This is a genomic window from Kitasatospora purpeofusca (genome assembly GCF_042691725.1).
GTDB classification, from domain to species: Bacteria; Actinomycetota; Actinomycetes; order Streptomycetales; family Streptomycetaceae; genus Kitasatospora; species Kitasatospora purpeofusca_B.
The window spans coordinates 702,248-722,210 of record NZ_CP170483.1 but is presented as its reverse complement, the minus strand read 5'-3'; the positions used below and the strand labels follow the sequence as shown (position 1 = coordinate 722,210).

Genomic DNA, 19,963 nt, shown 5'->3' with positions numbered 1-19,963 from the left:
CGGCGGCGGTCGGCGGGTCAGCCCGCCGGCAGCGGCGGCAGCTCCGGGTGCCACAGCCAGGCCTCGAACAGCCCGTCCAGCGGCTCCCGCGCGTACCGGGCGGCATGGGCGCGGAAGTCCGCCGTGGTCACCACGCCGTGCCGGTGGAACGACGCCCAGTCCCTGAGCATCCGGAAGAACGCGGTGTCCCCGAGCGCCAGCCGCAGCGCGTGCACCACCAGGCCGCCGCGCTGGTACAGCCGGTCGTCGAACATCAGTCGGCGGCCCGGGTCGGCCAGCCGCAGGTCCCGCGGCAGCCCGGCCAGCAGCCGGTGCGCGTACGCGGCCCGGGCGCCCGCGGTCGGCCCGCCGGAGCGCTCCGACCAGAGCCACTCCGCGTACTTCGCCAGCCCCTCGTTCAGCCAGATGTGGCTCCAATCGCCGATCGACACGCTGTTGCCGAACCACTGGTGCGCCAGCTCGTGGGCGACCAGCCGCTCCCGCTCCCAGCCGCCGCCCAGGTGGTTGGTGCCGAAGGTCGCCACCCCCTGCGCCTCCACCGGGACGTCCAGCTCCTCGTCGGCGACCACCACCGTGTACTCGCCGAACGGGTACGGGCCGAACACCTCCCCGAAGTAGGCCATCATCTTCGGCTGCCGTCCGAAGTCCGCGGCGAACGCTCCGGCCAGCCGCTCCGGCACGTACCCGGTCTGCGGCACCTGCGGGTGCTCGGCCAGCACCACCGGCCGGTACTGGCCGATGGAGACCGTCACCAGGTAGGTCGAGGTCGGCGCGGACTGCTCGTACACCCAGGTGGTGCTGGACGACCCGGTGGTCCGGGTCAGCAGCCGGCCGCCCACCACCACCGTGTACGGGGACGGCGTGGTGACCGCTATCTGGTACGTCGCCTTGTCCGCCGGCCGGTCGTTGCACGGGAACCAGGACGGCGCCCCGACCGGCTGGCTGGCCACCAGCGCGCCGTCGGTCAGCTCCTCCCAGCCCAGGCCGCCCCACGGGCTGCGCACCGGCCGGGGGTTGCCGGTGTAGTGCACGTCGACGGTGAACACCGCGCCCGCCGCCAGCGCCTTCGGCGGGCGGACGCGCAGCTTGCCCGCCCGGTGGGTGTAGCGGGCCGCCTTGCCGTCCACCAGCACCCGGCCGATCCGGAACTCGGCGAGGTCCAGCGCGAACTCGGTCAGCGCGGTCACCGCGACCGCGCTCAGCCGCGCCGTGCCGCCCAGCCGGTTCGGGCCGGGCCGGTAGTCCAGCGCCAGCTCGTACCGGTGGACCCGGTAGCGCGGATCACCGCTGGTCGGGAAGTAGGGGTCCGGTGGGGAGACGGGCTGCGGGGGCTGCGGGGACTGCGCCGGGCGGGGGTTCACCGGGTCGTACGCTCCTGGAAACACGGGACTGGGCAGGGGACGGGGGCTGGGACGGGGCAGGGCACGGGGACGGGGGACACCCGGGGGCCGGACGGGGCGGACCCCGGCCGGCCCCCGGGGGACGGCGGTCAGGAGGTGGCCTGCCACACCTCGATCGGGTTGCCGAGCCACCGGCTGTCGGCGGGCACGGACTCGGCGCGCATCACCAGCGAGGCCGGGCCCAGCGTGCTGCGCGCGCCCACCGTGCTGCCGGGCAGCACGATGCCGCCGGGCCCCAGGGTGGCGCCCTCGCGGAGGACGACAGTATCCATCCGCATGATCCGGTCGTGGAAGAGGTGGGTCTGCACCACGCAGCCGCGGTTGATCGTCACCCCGTCACCGAGCGTCACCAGGTCCGCCTCCGGCAGCCAGTAGCTCTCGCACCACACGCCGCGCCCGACCTTCGCGCCGAGCGCCCGCAGCCACACGTTCAGCACCGGCGTGCCCGGCACCGCGCCCACCAGCCACGGCACCGCCAGCACCTCCACGAAGGTGTCCGCGAGCTCGTTGCGCCACACGAAGCCGCTCCACAGCGGGTGCTCCACCGCCCGGAACCGGCCGACCAGCAGCCACTTCGCCGCCACCGCCACCGCGCACGCCGCCGTGCCCGCCGCCAGCAGCACCGCACCGGACAGCAGCGCCGCCGCGAGCGGGGACCACGCGGTCGACAGCCAGGACAGCGCCGCCAGCGTCAGCGCGCCCAGCGCCCCCGAGGCCAGCACCGGCAGCAGCCGGGCCACCTCGACCAGCCCGCGCGCCCACAGCAGCCGCGCCGGCGGCTCGTAGGTCAGGCTCTGGTCCGCCCGGTCGGCCGAGCGCGGCAGCCGCACCGGCGGCATGCCCAGGTAGGAGCCGCCCTTCTTCGCCTTCTCCGGCGTCGCCGACAGCACGCCCACCAGGCCGCGCTTGGGCACCGAACGGCCCGGCGCGGTCATCCCCGAGTTGCCGAGGAACGCCCGCTCGCCGACCTTCGCCTCGCCCAGGCGCACCCAGCCGCCGCCCAGCTCGTACGGCGCCATCAGGGTGTCGTCGGCCAGGAACGCGCCGTCGCCGACCGTGGTCAGGCTCGGCAGCGCCAGCACCGTGGAAACCTCGGCGTGCCGGCCGACCCGCATGCCCAGCGCCCGCAGCCAGAGCGGGGTCACCAGACCCGCGTACAGCGGGAAGAGGATCTCCCGGGCCTGGTCCATCAGCTGCATCACCGTCCAGGCCTGCCAGCCGACCCGGCCGTGCAGCGGGTGCACACCCGGCTTCAGCCCGATCGACAGCAGCCGCACCGCCGCGACCAGCTGCGCCGCGTACACCACCCCGAACGCCAGGGTGGCCGGCAGCAGGCCGAGCAGGGCTCCGCCGAGCGCGCCGCCCAGGCCGGCCGCCGGGTCGACGAACGGGGCGAGCACGGCCAGGCCGGCCACCGCCGGCAGCACCGGCAGCAGGCTCAGTGCCGTACCGCTCAGCCCGTACAGCGCGGACCAGCGGGCCTGGCGCACCGGGCGCTCCTTGGGCCAGCTCCGCTCGGCGCGGCCCAGTTTGACGGCGGGCGCGCCGCCCCAGCGCTGGCCGGTCGGGACGTGCCCGGTGACGCTGGAGCCGGCCACCACCTGGGCCCGCTTGCCGACCCGGGCGCCCGGCAGCAGGGTCGAGCGGGTGCCGACGACGGCGCCCGAACCGACCTTGAGCTGCCCGACCTCGAGACGGTCGCCGTCCAGCCAGTAGCCGCTGAGGTCCACCTCGGCCTCCACCGCGCAGCCGCGGCCCAGCTTGAGCAGGCCGGTCACCGGCGGCAGCGAGTGCAGGTCCACCTCCTCGCCGACCTTGGCGCCCAGCGCCCGCGCGTAGCGCACCAGCCAGGAGCCGGACAGCGAGGTCGCGCCGCTCACCTCGGCCAGCCGCTCGGCGGTCCACAGCCGCAGGTGGACGGAGCCGCCGCGGGGGTGGCTGCCCGGCCGCAGGCCGCGCAGCAGCAGCCGGGCGCCGCCGGCCGCGATCGCGAGGCGGCCCGCCGGGGTGAACAGCACCGCCGCGCCCGCGCCGACCGCCCACCAGGAGGCGGTGGGCGCCCAGGCGAAGCCGTCCAGGTGGGAGAGCAGGTTGCCGAGCGCCAGCAGCGCCACCGTCCAGCGCAGGCCGACCACGGTGAACAGCGGGATCAGCAGGAGCAGCTGCAGCAGCTTGGCGCGGGTCGGCACCGGTTCGATCGTCCGGGCCTCGCCGGTGCCGACCGCCGTGCGCTCCAGGTGGCGGGCGAGCTTGCGCAGGGTCGGCTGCTGGTAGATGTCCAGCACCGCCGCGTTCGGGTAGCGGGTGCGCAGCAGGGTGGTCAGCCGGGCGGCGGCCAGGCTGCCGCCGCCGATCGCGAAGAAGTCCTCCCGGGGGCCGCTCACCGGCACCCCGAGGATCTCCGTCCACTGCTCGGCCAGCCAGGCCTCGGTGCCGTACAGCTGCTCGGTCGGTCCCGCCGCCTCCAGACCCTCCAGCGGCCAGGGCAGCGCGTTGCGGTCCACCTTGCCGGAGGTGCGGGTGGGCAGGGTGTCGACCGGCGCGAGCAGCGGGACCAGGGCGGCCGGCAGCTCGGCGCGCAGCCGCGCCACCGCCTGCTCGCGGTCCCAGCCCTCGGCGGTCACCAGGTAGCCGACCAGCAGCTGGTTGCCGCCGCGCGCGGTGCGTACGGCCGCGGCCGCGCCGGCGACGCCGGGCAGCGCCTGCAGCGCCGCGTCCACCTCGCCGAGCTCGATCCGCCGGCCGCCGAGCTTGATCTGCTCGTCGGCGCGGCCCAGGAAGAGCAGACCCGCCGGGTCGGCCTGGACGAGGTCGCCGCTGCGGTAGGCGCGCTCCCAGCCCATCGAGGGCAGCGGCGCGTACTTCTCGGCGTCCTTCTCCGGGTCCAGGTAGCGGGCCAGGCCGACGCCGCCGATCACCAGCTGGCCGGTGCCGCCGGGCGCGACCGGCTCGCCGGCCTCGTCGACGACGACGAGGTCCCAGCCGTCCAGCGGCAGGCCGATCCGCACCGGGCCCTCGCCGGTCAGCAGCGCCCCGCAGGCGACCACGGTGGCCTCGGTCGGGCCGTAGGTGTTCCACACCTCGCGGCCCTCGGTGACCACGCGCTGGACCAGCTCGGGCGGGCAGGCCTCGCCGCCGAAGATCAGCAGCCGGACCTCGTTCAGGGCCTCGGCCGGCCAGAGCGCGGCCAGCGTCGGCACGGTGGAGACCACGGTGATCTCCTGCTCGGCCAGCCAGGGGCCGAGGTCGGCGCCGGAGCGCACCTGGGAGCGGGGGACGGGCACCAGGCAGGCGCCGTGCCGCCAGGCCAGCCACATCTCCTCGCAGGAGGCGTCGAAGGCGACGGACAGGCCGGCCATCACCCGGTCGCCGGGGCCGATCGGCTCGTCCTGGAGGAAGAGCGCGGCCTCGGCGTCGACGAAGGCGGCGGCATTGCGATGGGTGACGGCGACGCCCTTGGGGCGGCCGGTCGAGCCGGAGGTGAAGATGATCCAGGCGTCGTCCGCCGGGGTGGGGCGGTGGTCGGCGGGCGTCTGGTCGGCGAGCGGCTCGCGGGCCGGTCCGACGGGGGTGAGCGCGCGCTCGGCGCCGAGGACGGCGGCGACGGCGGCCTCCTCGAAGACCAGCTGGGCACGCTCGTCCGGGTCCTCGGCGTCCACCGGGACGTAGGCGGCGCCGGCGGCGAGCACCGCGAGCACGGAGACGTAGAGGTCGTTGGTGCCGGAGGGCACGCGCACGCCGACCCGGTCGCCGGGGCCGATGCCGGCGGCGGCGAGGCGGCGGCGCAGCTGCTCGACCTCGGCGGCCAGCGCCCGGTAGCTGAGCACGGTGCGGCCGTCGTCGAGGGCGGGCTCGGCGGGGTGCTGCCGGGCGGTCGCGTCGAGGATGTCGACCAGGGTGCGCGGGGCGGCGGCCGGGCGGCCCGGGTAGCGGGCCTGCTTCTCGGCCAGCTCGGCCAGCTCGGCCGTCTCTGCCTGCGTCGCCTGCTCGGCGCCGGTGGCCTGCGCGGTGGCGGCGTCCGGGCCCGGTTCCCGGCTGGGTTCGGCTGTCATGGCTGCCGTGTGCTCCTTGTCCTCGCCCCGTCCCGATCGATGTCCGACCCTTGGGGGCGGTGGGAGCACACGCCTGTCCGGGTGACCCCACTCCGGGGCCGGAGCGGACAACCCAACCGATGGTAGCCCGGGGCGGTGAACGGCGACATGGCCGACACTCGGCCCAACTTGCCTTTAATTGGCCGAATCTGATGAATCATCAGCTCACAATTGTGGCTTCACGGGGAGGAAGTGACGATCCATCATCTGTTTTGACGGTCCGTCAGATCGATTTTCCGACCGTGACCCATGCCACACCGGATGCTGCTCCGTCGGGGTGACGGGCCCGCCGCACGGGGGTGCGGCGGGCCCTCGGGGGCGGAGCGGGGATCAGTGGAAGGGGTGGCGGAACTGCTCGACGTGCTCCCGGAGGAAGGCCTCCAGGGTGCGCGGGGGCCGTCCGGTCAGCCGGGCGGCGGCGTCGTCCGGGGCCTCCGGGCGCTCGACGGCGAGCCGCTGGATCTCGACCACGTGGGCGGCCAGCCACTGCGGCATGCCGCCGCGCGTGACCAGGTGGGCGCGCAGTTCCTCGGGCGGCAGGTCGACGTACTGCACCGGGCGTCCCAGCAGTGTGCTCAGCAGGCCGGCGAGCTCGGGGTAGCTGTAGGCCCGGCCGCCGGTCAGCGCGATGCTGCCGCCCGCGGCCCCCGGGCGGATCAGCGCCGCGGCCGCGACGTCGCCGATGTCCCGGCAGTCGACGTAGTTGCATCGGGCGGTGCCCATCGCGCCGTGGATCAGCCCGGCCGCCGCGATGCCGGGTGCGAGCAGCAGCAGCTTCTGCATGAACGCGTACGGGCGCAGCACGGTGGTGGGGACGCCGGAGGCGCGCAGCCGCTCCTCGATGACGTGGTGGCCCCGGGAGACCGCCACCGGGGAGTCCGGTTCGGCGGCCGGCGCGGAGACCTTGACGATGTGCTCCACGCCCTCGATCACGGCGAGGTCGACGGTGCGCAGCTCGTACTCGACCTGGCGGGGGCCGTTCTCCATGGTGAGGAAGAGCTGCCGGGTGCCCCGGAGGGCGGCGCGCATCGCGTCCGGGTCGGCGGCGTCCGCGGCCACCGCCCGGACCAGCGGGCGGACGGTCGCGTCGAGGCCGGCCAGCAGGCGCTCGGGGTCCCGGCCGAGCGCACGGACGGGGATGCCGAGCGCGGTCAGGCTGCGCAGGGTGGCGCCGCCGGTGGCGCCGGACGCGCCCATGATGGTGATCATGCGGGGTTCTCTCCTCGGATCGGTGGATCGGGTGTATCTGGCGGATCGGGTGGGTCAGTGCGCCCGGTGCCGGCGGGGGAGGGACGCGCGCCAGCGCCAGGTGGTCATGGTCGCCGCGATCAGGGCGGACGGCGGGAGGTCGAGGCGGAGCCGTCCCGGCCACGGGCTGTCGGCCAGCGCCGGGATCCGGGGCAGCCACTGGGCGCCCGCCCAGCCGACGGCGAGGGCGAGGGCGGCGGCGCCGAGGCCGAACGCGATCGCGAGCAGCGGAGCCGGCCCGCGGGCGGCCCAGGAGCCGTCCGGGCGGCGCCGGTGCCGGAGGCCGACCAGGGCGGCGACCAGCGCGGAGGTGCCGGCGATGGTGGTGACGGCGGCGATCTTGAGTTCCGCCTGGCCGGTCGCGAAGCCGCCGATCCCGGCCATGACGGCGGGCGCCGCGTAGGCGACCAGGACCTCGCGCCACAGGACGAAGCGGGGCGGGGCCGGGGTGGCGGGGGCGGCGGGCTGCCGTTCGGTAGTGGGTGTGGCGCCGGGCATGGGTGGCTCCAATGTGCTTAGGTCGCTAACTATAAGTGGTGAGGCAGCTAACTATCTGGGCGTGGAAAGCCCTGGCCAAAGGCCCTGGCGGCCGTTCGGGGGAGTGGGTCGGTCGGTTTTCGGTCGGCCGCCGGCCAGTCGTCGGTCAGTCGTCGGTCAGGGCGGACATGCCCTCGACCAGCCGGGCCAGCAGGTCGAGGAAGACCGTGCGCTCCTCGACCGAGAGGCCGCCGACCATCGTCTGCATCCGCTCGAAGTGCTCGGGGGCCATCTCGCGCAGCCGTCGGGCGCCGCGCGCGGTCAGCACCACGACATTGCCCCGCCCGTCCTCGGTGGACGGGCGCCGGGCGACCAGGCCGTCCCGTTCCAGGCCGTCGACCAGGCCGGTCACGGTCGCGCGGGACACCCCGAGGGCGGCCGCCAGCTGCGAGGGCGACTTCTCGCCGCCGTGGTCCTCCAGCTCGGCCAGCAGCCGGTAGCGGCCGGTGGACAGGCCGAAGCGCGCGAAGTGCGCCTCGCCGGCCTGGCCGAGCCGGGAGCCGGCGGCCATCAGCCGTGCCGCGACCAGGACGGCCTGGGGGTCGGCCGACAGGCCGTATCGGGAGAGCTGTCGGCGGGCCTGGTCGAGCGTGGGTGCGCCGTTGCCGGCCTCGTGCTGCTGTGCCATGAAAGTAATATGGTGGCTAACCAGATGCCCCGTCAAGTCGCCCGCCCGGAGCCGGGTGTCGCCCCGGAGGCGGGAGAGGTGGAGGCCCGGGCTGCTGGCGGCCGGGGTGTCGACGCCGACCGCGGTCGGGATCCCGTCATTGGACCATAGGTGCGAGTGGCTGAAATTCGTCTACATACTTTCATATTGATTCGCGTGAGATCTTCGATTCCCCGAATTCCGTGCTAGCGTGCGCCGCCGGCCGCTCGGAGCCGGGAAAGAGGGTCCCCAGGAATGCGCCATGAATTCTCCCGCCGCGGTTTTCTCGGCAGCACCGGAGTGGCCGCTGCCGGAGTTTCCGCCGCCTCCCTGGGCCTGGCCGCCGCGGGCGCCGCCGGGCAGGCCGCGGCCGAACCGGCCGAGCGGCCCGAGGGGGTGACCGTCCTCCCCTCGGACCCCCGCTACGAGACGCTCGGCCAGGGCTTCAACCAGCGCTGGCGGAGCCGGCCGGCGTACATCCGGCTGGTGGGCGGCGAGGCCGACGCGGTCAACGCGCTGCGCTCGGCCCTGGACCGCGGGCTGCGGCCGACGGTCCGCGGCGGCGGCCACTGCTACGAGGGCTTCGTCGACAACGACCAGGGGGTCATCCTCGACCTCAGCACCCTGCGCGGCGTGCGGGCTGCGACCGACAAGTTCGGCGCCGCCACCTACTGCGTCGAGGGCGGCGCCACCCTCTGGGACGTGTACACCGGTCTGTTCCGCAGGTACGGCGTGACGCTCCCGGCAGGCTCCTGCTACTCGGTCGGCGCCGGCGGGCACATCTGCGGCGGCGGGTACGGGCTACTCTCCCGGCGGCACGGGCTGACCGTCGACCACCTGGTCCAGGTCGACGTGGCCACCGTCCGCGGCGGCACCGTGGAGGTGACCAGGGCGAACCGCGCGGACCCCGAGGGCTCGCCCGAGCGCGAGCTGTTCTGGGCCCACACCGGGGGAGGAGGCGGCAATTTCGGCGTCGTGCTGCGCTACCACTTCGCCCACGCCCTGCCGAAGCCGCCGGCCCGGGTCTGGCTCAGCAGTGTCGCCTGGCCGTGGGCGGAACTGCGCAGGAATCCCGAGGACTTCCGCACCCTGCTCGCCAATTTCGGCGCCTTCTTCGCCGCGCACAGCGGGACGGCGGAGACGGTGTACCGGGGGCTGTTCTCCATTCTCCACCTCACCCACCACTCGAACGGGAACGTCGTCCTGTTCAGCCAGTGGGACGAGGCGGACCCGGCGCCGCTGGACGCCTTCCTCGCCGAGGTCGAGGCCGGAATGCGGACCAAGGCCACCACCCAGACCACCCAGACCGGCCAGACCGGTCTGCTCTACCTGCCCTTCCCCGACCGACGGCGCCGACTGCCCTGGCTCCAGGCGACCATGACGGTCAACGGCTCCGGCGCCAACCAGCGCGGCAAGTACAAGTCCGCCTACCACCGCACGGCCTTCACCCCCGCCCAGATCGACACCTGGTGGACCTGGCTCACCAAGGACGTCGAGGGTGTCGACCTCACCCAGACACTGGTGCAGATCGACTCCTACGGCTGCCGGGTCAACGACCGCGGCACCACCGAGACGGCCGCCCCGCAGCGCGACTCGGTGATGAAGCTCCAGTACCAGACCTACTGGACCGACCCGGCCCAGGACGCCGGCCACCTCGCCTACCTCCGCGGCCTCTACCAGGACACCTACCGCACCACCGGCGGCATCCCCGACCTCGGGACCGACACCGACGGCGCCTACGTCAACTACCCCGACACCGACCTCGGCACCACCGCCGACCGGAACCCTGCCTACCAACGCCTGTACTACAAGCAGAACTACGCCCGCCTGCAGCACGCCAAGCAGCTCTGGGACGCCGGGAACGTCTTCCACCACGCCCAGTCGATCACCCTGCCGTCCTGACCGAAGCCCCGGTGGTCAACGGCTGGGTGCGCAGGACGTGGCCGGCGCGCGGTGGCGACAACGCGCCCTTGACGATGGTGATTCTCTGCGACAGCGTGGTTGCACCATGTGCACGGAGGGTTGGAAGTGGCGCCGGGCACACGTGAGGACATCACCGCGAACCAGCCTCCCCGGGAGCCCCTTTCGTGTCCAACGACCAGCATCTGCTCAAGGTCTACAGCGACCGTTCCTACGCGCACACCACGACCGTCCGCCATCAGGGCAGCACGGTCGCGTTCGCGATGGACGACCGGCGGCGGATCGTCTACAGCGTCCTGGACCTGTCGCGGCACGACGAGGCGAAGGGCGAGGCCGACGCGGCGTACTGGTCGCAGGACCCGTTGCCGCTGCGCTTCCCCTCCGAGGTGGCGCGGGTCGGCTACGCGCTGACGGGCACGGTGCGGATGCCCGTCGTCAAGCGTGGCGGGCGGGTCGAGGCGGACACGCCGGAGCGGCTGGACGAGCAGGAGCTGGACCGGTTCCTGTCGAGCACCGCGAGGCTCGGCGCCGCCGTCCCCTTCCACGTCGTCTCCGACGGCACCCACGTCTACGTGCTGCGCCAGTCGGTGCGCGCCGACCACCCGGACGCGGTGTTCCGGCTCGCCGACGGCACCGGTTCCTCGGGCGACCCGGCCCGCACCGACTACTCGAAGCAGGCCGGGGCCAAGGTCGCGGTGGTCGACGCCACCCTGCTGTGCGACCGGTTCGTGCTGGCCGGCGGCGAGCTGAAGCCGGTGTTGGAGGTCCGCTACCGGCGCAGCCGGCACAAGGGCCGCCCGGACTCCGCCAAGGACAGCCTCGGCGCCCAGGACATGGAGGGGCGGCCGTTCGTCGAGCCGACCCAGCCGCCGTGCTGGCGGGTCCTGCACCGGGTCACCTTCGTCAGCCGGGTGCTGCCCGACATCCCGCCGGCCGACGCGCCCCCGCTGGAGAAGGCCATGCGGCAGTTGGACGTGGAGAGCAACTACGAACTCGTCCGCCGCCTCGACCCCTACGTGAAGGGCGCCGCCACCGGCCTGTCCGAACTGGCCGAGGCCACCCGCACCACGCTGGCCCGGGAACTGCCGGAGCTGCTCCCGCACGCCGACGACGTGATCGGCTTCCTCGCCCAGTACTACGGCGTGGAGGCCTGACACCTGACACCGACCAGGGACCGCCCGGCCGCCCGGCCGCCCGGCCGTCGTGCCACCGGGCGCGGAGCCGGGGCCGGAAGCCGGGACGGAAACGGCTTCGCGATCGCGTCGACGGAGCGGTGTTCGTCCTCGTCCGGGCCCGACGGCCGGGATGCTCGACCGATCACCGCCCGGACGCGCGGATGCGGGACCGCGCCCGGGGGCCTAGCGTGGCCGCATGGAGCTGTTCCCTCCGATCCCGCTGTCGCGGTGGCAGGACTCCAAAGCGACGGTGCACCGGTTCGCCCAGGTCGTCGGCAAGGTCCGGCTCGCCGGGAGCGTGCGGCGCAACCACTGGTGGAACGTCCCCTACTACCTCACCGGGCGCGGCATCACCACCCGTCCGATGGCCACGGCCGACGGGGGCGGGAGCTTCTGCGTCGACTTCGACTTCGTCGACCACCGGTTGGTGGTCTGCTCCTCGGACGGGCGCAGGGTCTCCTTCCCGCTCACCGGGCAGTCCGTGGCGTCGTTCTACCACCGGACGCTCGACGCCCTCACCGCGGTCGGCGTGTCGGTGTCCCTCGCGCACCCGCACCCGTTCGACCTGCCCGACGCGGGCCGGCCGTTCGCGGAGGACACCGAGCACGCCGCCTACGACCCGTTCTGGGTGAACCGCTACTGGCAGGTGCTCGGCCAGGTCAACCTGGTCCTGGAGGAGTTCGCCGCCCGCTTCTGCGGGAAGATCAGCCCGGTGCACCACTTCTGGCACACCTTCGACATCGCCGTCACCCGGTTCTCCGGCCGCGCGATCGACCAGCCCGCGAGCGTCGACCCGGTGACCCGCGAGGCCTACTCCCGCGAGGTGATCAGCTCCGGCTTCTGGTTCGGCGACGACACCTTCCCCGGGCCGGCCTTCTACTCCTACGCGGCGCCCGAGCCCGCGGGCCTGGCCGACCGCCCGCTCAGCCCCGGCACCGCCCGCTGGGTCGAGCGGAGCGGCAGCCACCTGGCCGTCCTGGACTACGACGACGTGCGCGGCGGCGAGGACCCGCGGGCCGCGGTCCTCGACTTCTACGAGTCCGTCTACGCGTCCGCGGCCCGCCTCGCCGACTGGAACATCGGCGGCGAGGCCTCACCCGGCGGCATCACCGACCCGGTGGCCGCCCGGGGCGGCGGCTGACGGCACCCGGGGCCCCGGGGCCTACCGTGCGGTGAGGCGGCGGCCGAGGTCCTCCAGGTAGGGGGCGCCGTAGGCGTCCGCGAGGTCGTCGAGGTCGATCATCGGGGGAATGTCGATGACGGGCTGGCGCTCGACGAGGAACGCCACCGTCTCGTGGACGATCCTGGTCTCGTCGGCGCCGGTGATCTGCGGCAGGTCGAGGACGCCGTCGGTGACCCGGATCCGCGTCTCGGCCTCGGCGGCGCCCTCGCGGACCCGGACCAGGTGCTCGTGGTCCCCGAGGGGTTCGACCTGAATCTCGACTGCCATGGCGGTCTCCGCCTTTCCCTGTGGTCGGGGCCGGAGGGTGGCACCCGCATGGATGCTAACGCCCGGTCGGCGCGGCGGGGGTGTCGGCCGCTCGGCCGCCCCGTCGGCGCGTCGGCGGTGATCGCCCGTGGCCTCGGGTACGACGCGCAGGGCGGCTGGGGCGAGATCGCCTTCTACGGCCCGACCGGCGTCGACGCAGCCGACCGGAGCCTCAGCCGACCGGAGCCTCAGCCGACCGGGGCCTCCTCGACGATGCGGCCGTCGCGGAGCTCGACCACCCGGTCGGCGAGTTCCATGAGGTTGGGGTCGTGGGTGGCGACCAGGACGGTGACGCCCTCGCTGCGCACGACCGCGCGCAGCAGTTCCATGATCGCGCGGCCGGTCTCCGAGTCCAGCTGGCCGGTCGGCTCGTCGGCGATGATGAGGTCGGGCTCGTTGGCCAGCGCGCGGGCGATGGCGACGCGCTGCTGCTGGCCGCCGGACAGCTCGCCGGGGCGCTGGTTGGCGTGGTCGGCCAGCCCGACGAGGGCGAGCAGGGTGTGGGCGCGCTCCTCGCGCTGGGCGGCCGGGACCTTGCGCAGCCGCATCGGGACGCCGACGTTCTCGGCGGCGGTGAGCACCGGGAGCAGGCCGAAGGACTGGAAGACGAAGCCCAGCCGGTCCCGGCGCAGGGCGAGCCGGCCCTCCTCGTCCAGGCCGCCGAGGTCGGTGCCGTCGAGGGTGATGGTTCCGCCGGTCGGGCTGTCCAGGCCGCCGACCAGGTTGAGCAGGGTGGTCTTGCCGGAGCCGGAGCGGCCCTTGAGCGCGGTGAGTTCGCCCCGGCCGATGGTGAAGGAGACGCCGCGCAGGGCGTGCACGGCCCGTTCGCCGGTGCCGAAGCTGCGGTGGACATCGGTGACGGCCACCATGGGAGCGGTCTCGGTGCCGGCCGGTTGCTGCGTCATGCGGCGTCCCCCCTGGGCGGGCCCCGGCGCTCCCCGCCGATCGGGACGGCACCGGGTCTTGTTTGAAGTGTTCATGTCTTCGCAGGAGCCGACCTGGTCTGACGCATCGTCAGTCGCGGTCCGGCTGCGGTTCGGAGCATTTGTTCATTACTTTTATCCTTCGCGCAAGTCCCTTCCCTTCTTTGACCGGATCTGACAGCATCGTCCGCTATCCGGTGATCAAGCGCCGGTGATCACCGTGACGGCGCCCCAGCGGCGCCCATCCGCGCAGTGGGAGACGCGCGCCCGGTACGGGCGGCGCGGCGCGGACACCATGAGGACCGGGGGAGGAACGGGATGCTCGGCTTCGTCGTGCGCCGTCTGCGCGGGCGACTGCCTCTGGCCGCCGCCGCCCTGCTCACCGTACTGATCACAACGGCGGTGCTCACGGCGTTGGTCGCCTTCCAGCGCACCGTCGGCGAGGTCGGACAGCGCCAGGCCCTCCAGGGCCAGGGGCACCCGAGGACCACCGTGGTGGTCAACTCCGAGCACGGGCTGGACCGGCGGGCCAAGGACGACGCGGCGGTGGGCGACTACGCCCGCGCCCTCTTCGGCGACCTGCCGACCGAGACCCGCGGACTGTCCCGCAGCCGCTCGTACGGTCTGCCGGGCGGCCCGTCGGGAGGCGCCGGGACTGCCCCGACGGGCAATCCGATGGGCAGCGCGGCGGGCACTCCTGCCGCCCCGCAGCCCGGCGCCGCCAAGGAGGACGACCTCACCCTCCTCGCCGCCCTCGACCGCCAGAACGTCCACCTGCTCGCCGGCACCTGGCCCGCCGCCGCCGCACCCGGCGCCCCCGGCCCCGTCCAGGCGGCCGTCCCGCAGGCCGCGCTCACCCGCCTCGGCCTCGCCGCCGAGGCCCTCCCCGCCGAGGTCCGGCTCACCGACCGCTACGGCGGCGCCCCGCTCACCGTCCGGATCACCGGCGTGTACCGCGCCACCGACCCCGCCGACCTCTACTGGCGGCTCGACCCGCTGCAGGGCCGCGAGATCCTGGCCGGCGGTTTCACCACCTACGGTCCGCTGCTCGTCGACGACACCGCCTTCACCGCCGCCGGCCTCCCGCAGAACGGCCGCAGCTGGCTGGTCGACGCCGACTTCACCGGCGTCGGCGCCACCGCCGTGGACGCGCTGCGCGACCGGATCACCCCGGCCGCCGACGGCCTCGACAAGAACGCCGGGCTGATCGCCCGCACCGACCTCGCCGACCTGCTGCGCGAGCTGGACTCCAGCGCCGTGGTCGCCCGCTCCACCCTGCTCATCGGCGCCCTCCAGCTGATCGTGCTGGCCGCCGCCGCCCTGCTGCTCGTCGTCCACCTCATCGCCACCCGCCAGCAGGCCGAGAACGCCCTGCTCGCCGCCCGCGGCGCCTCCGGCCTGCGGCTCGGCGGCTTCAGCGCCACCGAGGCCCTGCTGCTCGCCCTGCCCGCCGCCCTGCTGGCCCCGCTGTGCACCCCGCCGCTGCTGCGCGCCCTCGGCGGTTTCGGCCCGCTGCGCCACGTGCCGCTGGACACCTCGCTGCGCTGGACCCTCTGGCCGGTCGCGATCGCCTGCGCCCTCGGCTGCGTCCTGCTCGCCGCCGTGCCCGCCCTGCTGCGCGGCGCCGGCGCCGCCGTGCTGCGCCGGGCCGGCAGCCGCCAGGCCCTGGCCGCGGGCGCCGCCCGCTCCGGCGCCGACCTCGCGCTGCTCGCCCTGGCCGTCCTCGCCTACCAGCAACTCGCCCAGTACAGCGGTGGATTGTCCCCGGACGCCGACGGCCGCCTCGGCCTGGACCCGGTCCTGGTCGCCACCCCCACGCTCGCCCTCGGCGCCGGCACCCTGCTCGCGCTGCGCCTGCTGCCGCTCGCCGCCCGGCTCGGCGCCCGGATCGCCGCGCGCGGCCGGGGCCTCGGCCCCGCCCTGGTCGGCTGGCAGCTCGCCCGCCGCCCCGGCCGGGCCGCCGGACCGGTGCTGCTGCTGGTGCTCGGCGTCTCCACCGGCGTCCTCGCGCTCGGCCAGCACGACACCTGGAACACCTCCCAGCAGGACCAGGCCTCCTTCGCCACCGCCGGCGGCCTGCGCATCCACGGCATCCACACCGACCCGCTCGGCCAGGGCAGCCGGTTCGCCGCCCTGCCCGGCGGAGACCGCGTCGTCCCGGTCAGCCGCCAGGAGCAGTCGCTGCCCGACAACGGCCACGGACAGATCCTCGCCCTGGACGCCGCCGCCTTCGCCGAGCGCGTCCCGGTCCGCTCCGACCTGCTCGACGGACAGGACCCGAAGCGGCTGTTCACCCCGCTCGCCGAGAACCCGCCCGCCGGGGCCGCGGCCGGAATCCCGCTTCCCGGGCGTCCGCAGCGCATCGAGGCCGAGGTCACCTTCACGCCCAACGCGCGGCGGCCGGCCCCCGGCGAGGCCCTGCCGCCTCAGGTCAGGGCCCCGGACGTCTGGCTGCTGCTGCGCGACCGCCACGACGTCTCCTTCGTCGCCCCGCTCCACGGCATCCCCACCTCCGGCGAGGGCCGCGCCACCGCGAACCTCGCCGGGCTCACCGACGGCGGACGCAGCTCGGTGTCCGCGCCGCTGACTGTCGTCGGCGTGACCCTCTCCTTCGGCCCCACCGACGGCGGCGTCCTGACCGTCCGCCGGCTCGCCGCCGCCGACGACGCGACGTCCCCCGCCGTGCCGGCCGCCGTCCCCGCCGGCTTCGGCTGGGCCAACACCGGCGACGGCACCGACCACGACGCCCACGTGGAGTTCCTCCCCGGCCAGGGCGACGACCGGCCGCTGCTGAGCGCGCGCTACTGGTCCGTCACCGGCAACCGCGGCACGCAGCGCGCCGTCATGACCCCGGCCGGTGCCGAACCGCCGACGGAGATCACCGGTGTCGCCACCCGCGGCTACCTGGCCGCCACCGGCTCCGCCGTCGGCTCGACCCTGCGGGTGCCGTTCGGCCTCGCCACCGTGCAGGTGCGGATCACCGGCGAGGTCGAATCGCTGCCCGTCGCGGGCGGCACCGCCCTGCTGGTCGACCTCGGCACCGTCGGCCGGGCGCTCGCCGCCGCCGGCCGGGAGACCCCCTTGCCCACCGAGTGGTGGCTGCCCGCCACCGGCCCGGACGACCCGGTCCCCGCCCAGGCGGCCGCCGCCCTGCGCGCGGCCCCCGGCACACCCGGACTCCAGCTCCGCGACGAGGTCGCCGCCGACCTGCTCGGCGACCCGCTCAGCGCGGCCCCGCAGAACGCGCTCGCCGCCATCGCCCTCGTCACCACGGTGCTCGCCGCCATCGGCTTCGGCGCCGCCTCGGCCGCCGCCGCGGCCGAGCGCTCCCGCGACTCCGCTCTGCTGCTGGCCCTCGGCGCCCCCAGGCGCCGCCTGATCCGCACGGCCGCCGCCGAACAGGCCGTCCTGGTCGGCCTCGGCAGCGTCGTCGGCCTCGCCCTCGGCGCCCTGATCGTGCGGCTGATCGTGCCGCTCGTGGTGCTCACCCCGCAGGCCCGCCGCCCCGTCCCGGACGCCGTCGTCGACCTGCCGCTCGGCACGGCCGTCCTGCTGGCCGCCGCGATCGCCGCCGTCCCCCTGCTCTCGGCCCTGCTCGGCGGCCGCCGCCGGCGCGACGTGGCCCAACGACTGCGGCACCTGGAGGAGATGTGACCAGCCCGGCCGGAACCGCGGCCCCCCGGTCCGCCGACGCGGGCCCGGAGGCCGCCCACCGCCCCGCGGCATGGGTGCGCACCCGGCTGCTCGCGACCCCGGTCGCCGCGCTGCTCACCGCCGTGCTCGCGTTCGGCACCGTCTTCCTCGCGGCCGCCTTCCCGCGCCTGCTGGACCGGACCGCCGACCAGGGCCTGCGCGAGTTCCTCCGCGACCGCGGCCCGGCCGCGACCAGCGTCCTCGCCACCGCCGAGCTGGGCGGCGACGCCAAGCGCCTCGACGACGACGCCGCCCTGCTCACCGCGCGCACCGGCGGCGCCTTCGCCGTCGCCCCCGGCGGACCGGTCTACGGCAGCCGCAGCGGCAAGTCGCGCTCCCTCACCAACCCAGGCCTGGCCAGGCCCGAGAAGGTCGATCCGGTGATGGACCTGCTCTACGTGCAGGGCCTGCGCGACCACGTGACGCTCGCCGAGGGCAGCTGGCCGGATGCCCCCGCGCCGGACGGGCCCGTCCCGATCGCGATCAGCCGCGACGTCGCCGAGACCGTCCGCATCCACCTCGGCGACATCCTGGAGACCGCCTCGGCCACCCGCGACGACGAGGCACCCCGGGCCCTGGTGGTCGGCATCGTCGACGTCACCGACCAGGGCGACCCCTACTGGACCGACCTGCCCTGCCCCAACCGGGCCTGCCTCAACTACACCACCGGCAAGGAGCCCTCCGCCTACTGGCGCACCGCCGGACTCGTCGACGGCTCCGCCCTCGCACGGGTGCGCACCTGGCAGACGGCCGGCGCGCAGGACTTCTGGCGGCTGCCCGTCGACATCGACGCCCTGCGCGCCGACCGGCTCGCCGAGACCGAGCGGGGCGTCGCCTCCTACGTCACCGGGCACACCGCGAACGCGCTGGCGAACGCCACCCGCCGCCCCGGCCTGCACATGAACTCCGCGTTGCCCGGGCTGTTCCGCCAGGCCACCGCCCGGCAGGAGGCCGCCGCGCCGCTCTCCGCGATCGGCCCGGCCGGTCTCGCGGGTGTCGGCGTGGTCGTGCTCTGCCTGGCCGCCGCGCTCGCCGGGGACCGGCGCGCCGCCGAACTGCGGCTGCTCCAGGCCCGCGGCGGCTCGCGGTCCGGGGTGCTGCTGCGGCTGCTCGGCGAGGGCGCGGTGACCGTCCTGCCGGCCGCCGTCGTCGCGACCGCGCTCGCCCTGTGGCTGCTGCCCACCCCGCGCTGGGGCGGCGCCGTGCTGGCCGCCTCGACCGTCGCCCTGTTCACCCTGCTCGCCCTCCCCCTGCGCGCCGCGCGGCTGTGGGCACGCCCCCGGCCCGGCGTCGGCCGGCGCCGCCTGGTCGGCGAACTCGCCGTCCTGGTCCTGACGGTCACCGCCGTGGCGGAGGTCCGGCGGCGCGGCGTCGCCACCGCCGGCGAGGGCGCGGACCCGCTGCTGGTCCTCGCCCCGCTGCTGCTCGCCCTCACCGGGGGGCTGCTGCTCGCCCGCCTCCAGCCGCTACTGGTCGGGGTGCTCACCCGCGTCGCCGCCCGGCGCCCGGGCGCCGTCGGGTTCCTCGGCCTGACCCGCGCCGCCCGCGGCACCGGCGGCCGGGCGGGCTCCTCCGTGCTGCCGCTGCTCGCGCTGCTGCTCGCCGTCACCACCGCCGGCTTCGGCGCCACCGTCCTGGGCGCCGTCGACACGGGGCGCACCCGCGCCGCCCGGTTGAGCGTCGGCGGCGACGCCTCCGTCATCGTCCCGGTCGGCGTCACGGTGTCGTCCGCCTTCGCGGACGCGGCGGCCGAGCTGCCCGGCGTCCGGGCCTCCGCCCCGGTCTGGGCCGACACCGAGGTGTTCGTGCTCGGCGGCAACGGCGCCACCCGGGTCTTCGCCGTCGTCGCCGACCCCGCCGCCTACGCGGAGATCTCCCGCTCGCTCGGGCGCGGCGCCTTCGACCCGGCCGCGCTGTCCGGCGGCGCCGGGGGCCCGGACACCCCCGTGCCCGCCCTGGTCTCCGCCGAACTCGCCAAGCAGCTGGGCCCGGGAGCCACCCACCGCCTGCGCCTGCCGAACGGCGGCGAAGTGCTCACCGCCACCGCCGGCACGATCGACGCCACCCCCGCCCTCCAGGGCGACGGCCGGCTGTTCGTCGTCCTGCCGGCCGGCCCGACCGTCGCCCTCGCCCCCGAACTGGGCCGCGCCAACCTCTGGCTGGCCACCGGCTCCGTGGACGAGGGCGCCCTGCGGAGCCTGGTGCGCGAACGGATCGCCAGCGACACCGAACGCGCCGCGCCCGCCGCCGGGTCCGCCGGCTCCGCGGGCCGCGGCGACGTCCTGCCGGCCGGCTACAGCGTGCGCACCAGCGCGGGCGTCACCGCCGACCTCGCCGACGACCCGCTCCAGGAGTCCGCCGCCCGGCTGTTCTGGGCCGCCGTCCTCGGCGCCGGCGTGCTCGCCCTGCTCGCCGTCCTGCTCACCCTGGTCCGGGCCGCCCCCGAACGCACCGCCCTGCTCGCGCGGCTGCGGACCATGGGCCTGCGCCCCCGGCAGGGCCTGGCGCTGATCCTGGTCGAGACGCTGCCGCAGACGCTCGTCGCGGCGGTCGGCGGCGGCCTCGTGGCGCTCGGCGCGGTCGCCCTGCTCGGGCCGGCCTTCGACCTGTCGATCCTGGTCGGCGCGGAGATCGCGCGCGGCCTGCCGATCGCCGTCCCGCCGGTCGTGCTGCAGACCCTCGGCCTCACCGCCCTCGTGACGGCCGGCGTCGTCGCCGAGGCGCTGATCGCCGGCCGACGGCAGATCGCCACCGAACTGCGCGCGGGGGACCAGCGATGACACCCCCGCGCCCGACCGACCCCGACACCACCACCCCAGCGCCGACGAGAGGAGAGCCGCG

At 75.5% G+C, this 19,963-nt stretch carries 12 protein-coding genes; 5 read left to right on the top strand and 7 right to left on the bottom strand.

Annotation, left to right across the window (positions count from 1 at the left end; genetic code table 11):
• Nucleotides 1-17: 17 nt before the first annotated feature.
• The 5 genes from ACFCLZ_RS03190 to ACFCLZ_RS03170 all read right to left on the bottom strand — a co-directional run bounded on the left by ACFCLZ_RS03190 (nucleotide 18) and on the right by ACFCLZ_RS03170 (nucleotide 7,904).
• Nucleotides 18-1,361 carry a M1 family metallopeptidase gene (locus ACFCLZ_RS03190; protein WP_380283081.1) on the bottom strand — a complete coding sequence of 448 codons (1,344 nt, stop codon included), beginning with the start codon at nucleotides 1,359-1,361 and terminating at the stop codon, nucleotides 18-20.
• A gap of 128 nt (nucleotides 1,362-1,489) precedes the next feature.
• Complete coding sequence (locus tag ACFCLZ_RS03185; RefSeq protein WP_380283080.1) at nucleotides 1,490-5,452, bottom strand: Pls/PosA family non-ribosomal peptide synthetase; 3,963 nt, start codon at nucleotides 5,450-5,452, stop codon at nucleotides 1,490-1,492.
• A 369-nt stretch (nucleotides 5,453-5,821) separates the two neighbouring features.
• Nucleotides 5,822-6,700 (bottom strand): NmrA family NAD(P)-binding protein, encoded by an 879-nt coding sequence (locus tag ACFCLZ_RS03180; RefSeq protein WP_380283079.1) that lies wholly within the window; start codon nucleotides 6,698-6,700, stop codon nucleotides 5,822-5,824.
• 54 nt (nucleotides 6,701-6,754) lie between these two features.
• A complete protein-coding gene (locus tag ACFCLZ_RS03175) occupies nucleotides 6,755-7,237 on the bottom strand; it encodes a hypothetical protein (protein WP_380283078.1) in 483 nt (160 codons plus the stop codon).
• A gap of 145 nt (nucleotides 7,238-7,382) precedes the next feature.
• Nucleotides 7,383-7,904, bottom strand: coding sequence for a MarR family winged helix-turn-helix transcriptional regulator (locus ACFCLZ_RS03170; protein WP_380283077.1), 522 nt, complete (start codon nucleotides 7,902-7,904; stop codon nucleotides 7,383-7,385).
• Nucleotides 7,905-8,177: 273 nt separating this feature from the next.
• On the opposite strand from ACFCLZ_RS03170, the gene ACFCLZ_RS03165 reads away from it, so the two are divergent.
• The 3 genes from ACFCLZ_RS03165 to ACFCLZ_RS03155 all read left to right on the top strand — a co-directional run bounded on the left by ACFCLZ_RS03165 (nucleotide 8,178) and on the right by ACFCLZ_RS03155 (nucleotide 12,158).
• Entirely contained in the window at nucleotides 8,178-9,824 is a 1,647-nt protein-coding gene (locus tag ACFCLZ_RS03165) for an FAD-dependent oxidoreductase (protein ID WP_380283076.1), read from the top strand.
• Nucleotides 9,825-10,009: 185 nt separating this feature from the next.
• Nucleotides 10,010-10,996: a hypothetical protein gene (locus ACFCLZ_RS03160; RefSeq protein ID WP_380283074.1), complete on the top strand. Its 987-nt coding sequence runs from the start codon at nucleotides 10,010-10,012 to the stop codon at nucleotides 10,994-10,996.
• Nucleotides 10,997-11,213: 217 nt separating this feature from the next.
• On the top strand, nucleotides 11,214-12,158 hold the full coding sequence (locus ACFCLZ_RS03155; protein WP_380283073.1) for a DUF5996 family protein: 945 nt from the start codon (nucleotides 11,214-11,216) through the stop codon (nucleotides 12,156-12,158).
• Nucleotides 12,159-12,179: 21 nt separating this feature from the next.
• Here the strand turns inward: ACFCLZ_RS03155 and ACFCLZ_RS03150 are convergent, their stop codons facing one another.
• Nucleotides 12,180-12,467, bottom strand: a complete 288-nt coding sequence (locus ACFCLZ_RS03150; protein WP_380283072.1) for a hypothetical protein — start codon at nucleotides 12,465-12,467, stop codon at nucleotides 12,180-12,182.
• A gap of 227 nt (nucleotides 12,468-12,694) precedes the next feature.
• Complete coding sequence (locus tag ACFCLZ_RS03145) at nucleotides 12,695-13,411, bottom strand: ABC transporter ATP-binding protein (protein ID WP_380283071.1); 717 nt, start codon at nucleotides 13,409-13,411, stop codon at nucleotides 12,695-12,697.
• Between the two features lie 336 nt (nucleotides 13,412-13,747).
• On the opposite strand from ACFCLZ_RS03145, the gene ACFCLZ_RS03140 reads away from it, so the two are divergent.
• Nucleotides 13,748-17,083, top strand: a complete 3,336-nt coding sequence (locus ACFCLZ_RS03140; protein WP_380283070.1) for an FtsX-like permease family protein — start codon at nucleotides 13,748-13,750, stop codon at nucleotides 17,081-17,083.
• The gene (locus ACFCLZ_RS03135; RefSeq protein WP_380283069.1) at nucleotides 17,080-19,902 is read left to right on the top strand and encodes a hypothetical protein; all 2,823 of its coding nucleotides are present in this window, start codon (nucleotides 17,080-17,082) and stop codon (nucleotides 19,900-19,902) included. The genes ACFCLZ_RS03140 and ACFCLZ_RS03135 overlap by 4 nt, the downstream gene beginning before the upstream one ends.
• The last annotated feature ends 61 nt before the right edge of the window (nucleotides 19,903-19,963 follow it).